The organism is Frankia sp. AgKG'84/4 (assembly GCF_023242965.2).
GTDB lineage: Bacteria > Actinomycetota > Actinomycetes > Frankiales > Frankiaceae > Frankia.
The window spans coordinates 1-3279 of the sequence record NZ_JALKFU020000583.1 but is presented as its reverse complement, the minus strand read 5'-3'; the positions used below and the strand labels follow the sequence as shown (position 1 = coordinate 3279).

Annotated in this window: 3 protein-coding genes and 1 pseudogene; all 4 read left to right on the top strand. The window is 71.6% G+C overall.

The annotated features are described in order from the left end of the window. Nucleotides 1-317 (top strand): annotated as a pseudogene (locus tag MXD58_RS23545) (serine/threonine-protein kinase); the annotation flags it as partial. Nucleotides 318-372: 55 nt separating this feature from the next. Continuing rightward, nucleotides 373-798 carry a hypothetical protein gene (locus tag MXD58_RS23540; protein ID WP_248841458.1) on the top strand — a complete coding sequence of 142 codons (426 nt, stop codon included), beginning with the start codon at nt 373-375 and terminating at the stop codon, nt 796-798. Between the two features lie 161 nt (nt 799-959). Then, nucleotides 960-2144 carry a cyclic dehypoxanthinyl futalosine synthase gene (gene mqnC / locus MXD58_RS23535; protein WP_248838656.1) on the top strand — a complete coding sequence of 395 codons (1185 nt, stop codon included), beginning with the start codon at nt 960-962 and terminating at the stop codon, nt 2142-2144. After that, nucleotides 2141-3279: adenosine deaminase (add, locus tag MXD58_RS23530; RefSeq protein ID WP_250609937.1), on the top strand; the 1139-nt coding region annotated here is incomplete at its 3' end. The genes mqnC and add, both read left to right, overlap by 4 nt.

Sequence of the window (3279 nt, the reverse complement as noted above, 5' to 3'; positions counted from 1 at the left end):
GGGAGCCCGCGCCCCGGCAGGTCATCGAGCGGCCGGAGCGCCGTGGCCGGGAGGCCGCGCCCTACGACGAGCCGGCGGCCCGACCGCGCCGGCGACGTCGCCGTCTGCGGATACCGTTCAAGAAGACGATCATCTTTGTGGTGCTGGTCCTGCTGCTGCTCTCAGCCGCCGACCAGATCGCCTCGATGGTCGACGAGCAGCGCAGCCGGCTGTGGGACAAGGCGACCACGTCGGTCAGGAACGACGTCAACGACCAGCTGGACAGCTGGTGGAACCGGACAAAGGACACCTTTACCGGTTCCTCGGGCGGCGGCTAGCCAAAACGGTGCGCCGGCAGGGGTAAACCCCCCGTCGCGTAGGTACACCTATCTCATGGCGAGCATATCGACGAAGATCAACGATTTCCTGCACAGCCCGAAGACCCGCGAGATGGTCGACAAGGCGAAGGCTGCCGCGAACAAGCCCGAGAACCGGGCCAAGATCAAGCAGATGCAGGAGAAGGTGACCAACCGCACTCGCGGCCATGGTCACAGCAACACTCCAGGTGCGCCGCCGCCGCCGCCGACCGGCCACGGCACGGACGCCGGTGCCGGTGCCACGCGGGAGCCCGGAGTGGACAAGGCGCCCGGCGCCGGCCACGTGGCCGGCACCAACCACGGATACGGCTCGTCGTCCGGCAACGGCTACCAGCCCGGTGCCGCTGCGCCCGCGGGTGAAACCCCGTCCGCCAGTGGCTACGACCAGGACGTCGCCCCGCGCGTCGACCCTGCCGACCCGGGTGCGCGTCCCGGTTACTGATGCTCCGTGCACCTGCGGTCCGGCCGGGCGGCACTCCGCCCGGCCGGCCGGTGCCCCTGGTATGGCCGCCTGCCTCAACCAGGTGACCTGCGAGGTCGATGCCGGATGATCCGCGTGCCGACCCGGCGCGGCGGGCGGTACCCAGGTCGTACGATCGCAGGGTGAGCCTTGTGGATGCCGGCCCTGTCGGTGCTGACGGCGAGATCCGGGCGGTGCTCGAGCGGGCAGCGTCGGGTGGGCGCATTTCGCCCGAGGAGGCGTTGCTGCTGTACACCCGGGCGCCGCTGCACGCGCTCGGCAGCGCGGCGGACGCGGTGCGCCGCCAGCGGTACCCGGACGGCATCGCCACGTACATCATCGATCGCAACATCAACTACACGAACGTCTGCGTCACCGCGTGCCGGTTCTGCGCCTTCTACCGGCCGCCGAAGCACGCGGAGGGTTGGGTCCGCGACGTCGACGACATCGTCGTGAAGTGCGGCGAGGCGGTCGAGCTCGGTGCCACCCAGATCATGTTGCAGGGCGGGCACCATCCCGAGTTCGGCATCGAGTGGTACGAGCGGGTGTTCGCGGCGATCAAGTCGGCGTATCCCCAGCTCGCGCTGCACTCGCTCGGTGCCAGCGAGGTCGTGCACATCGCCCGTACGTCCGGCCTGGGCTTTCCCGAGGTCATCACTCGCCTGCGTGATGCCGGTCTGGACAGTTTCGCCGGCGCCGGCGCGGAGATCCTCACGGAGCGGCCGCGGCGCGCCATCGCGCCGCTGAAGGAGCCGGGCCACGTCTGGCTGTCGGTGATGGAAACCGCGCACACCCTCGGGCTGGAGTCGACGGCGACCTTCATGATGGGCACCGGCGAGACGAATGCCGAGCGCATCGAACATCTGCGTCTGATTCGGGACGTGCAGGACCGGACCGGTGGTTTCCGCTCGTTCATTCCCTGGACCTACCAGCCGGAGAACAACCACCTCGGCGGTCGCACGCAGGCGACCACGCTGGAGTACCTGCGCCTCGTCGCGGTCGCCCGGCTGTTCTTCGACAACATCGCCCACCTGCAGGGCTCCTGGCTGACCACCGGCAAGGAGGTCGGCCAGCTCACGCTGCATATGGGCGCCGACGACCTCGGCTCGGTGATGCTGGAGGAGAACGTCGTGTCCTCGGCCGGTGCCCGCCACCGCACCAACCGCTCCGAGCTGATCTCCCTGATCCGCACCGCCGAGCGCATCCCGGCGCAGCGCGACACCCTCTACCGCCACCTCGTTGTGCATCGCGACCCGGCGCTCGACCCGGTGGACGAGCGCGTTGCCTCCCACTTCTCCTCCACGGCACTTCCGCTCGTCACCAGGTGAGCGGGCCCGCCGCCGCCCCGGGGGCCGGCCCCGTGCCGCATCCCACCGGACCGAAGATCGAGCTGCACGTCCACCTGGAAGGCACCGTGCGGCCGGCGACACTGCTGGCGATGGCCCGGCGCAACGGTGAGGCGCTGCCGTCGAACACGGTGGAGGGCCTCGCGGAGCTCTACCGCTTCCGCGACTTCAACCACTTTCTGCAGGTCTGGATCATGACGACGAACGTGATGCGGACCGAGGCCGACTTCCGCCAGGTGGTGGTCGACTACGCCGCCGAGGCGGCCGCGCATGGCGCCGTCTACATCGAGGGCATCTTCTCGCCGTGGTACAGGGTGCATCGCGGCGTGCGGGTGGAGGAGATCTTCCACGGTTACGCCGACGGCGCGATCGAGGCCCGGGAGCGGTTCGGCGTCGAGGTACGCCTCACCCCGGACATCGACCGCGTGCTGCCCCCGGAGGAGGCAGCGGTGGTGGCCGGCTGGGCCGCGCGGTTCGCCGACCGTGGGCTGGTCGGCATCGGGCTCGGCGGCCCCGAGGTCGGGCATCCGCCCGAGCCGTACGCGCCGGCCTTCGCGCTCGCCGCGGACGCGGGGCTCGCGGCCGTGCCGCACGCGGGGGAGACCGCGGGGCCGGAATCGGTGCGCGGGGCGCTCGACGCGCTCGGCGCCCGGCGGATCCGGCACGGGATCCGCGCGGTGGAGGATCCGGCGCTGGTCCGCCGGCTCGTCGATGAGGGGATCGTGCTCGATGTGTGCCCAGTGTCGAACCTGCGCACCCGGTCGGTGACCGCCCTCGCCCAGCATCCGTTGACCGCGCTGCGCGCCGCCGGGGTGGCCTGCTCGCTGGCCACCGACGACCCGGCGATGTTCGGCACCGACCTGGCCACGGAACACGCCGTTGCCGGCGGGCTCGGCGTCCGCGCCCGCGAGCTGTACGCCGCTGGTGTCGCCGGCGCGCTGTGCGATGAGGCGACCCGCGACGGGCTGCGGCGCATCGGCGCGGGCACCGACTGGGACGCGGCCGAACACGTGACGCGCGCCGCCGTACCCGCCGCCCTCGCCCGTCTCGACCTGGCGCCCCTCGACAACGGGTCCATGGCCAGCCAGACCGCGCCCGGCGGGGTCGTGGCCGGCGG

Excerpts from the sequence above, each read along its gene's own strand:
- MXD58_RS23540 (WP_248841458.1), top strand. The coding sequence starts at position 373 with ATGGCGAGCATATCGACGAAGATCAACGATTTCCTGCACAGCCCGAAG.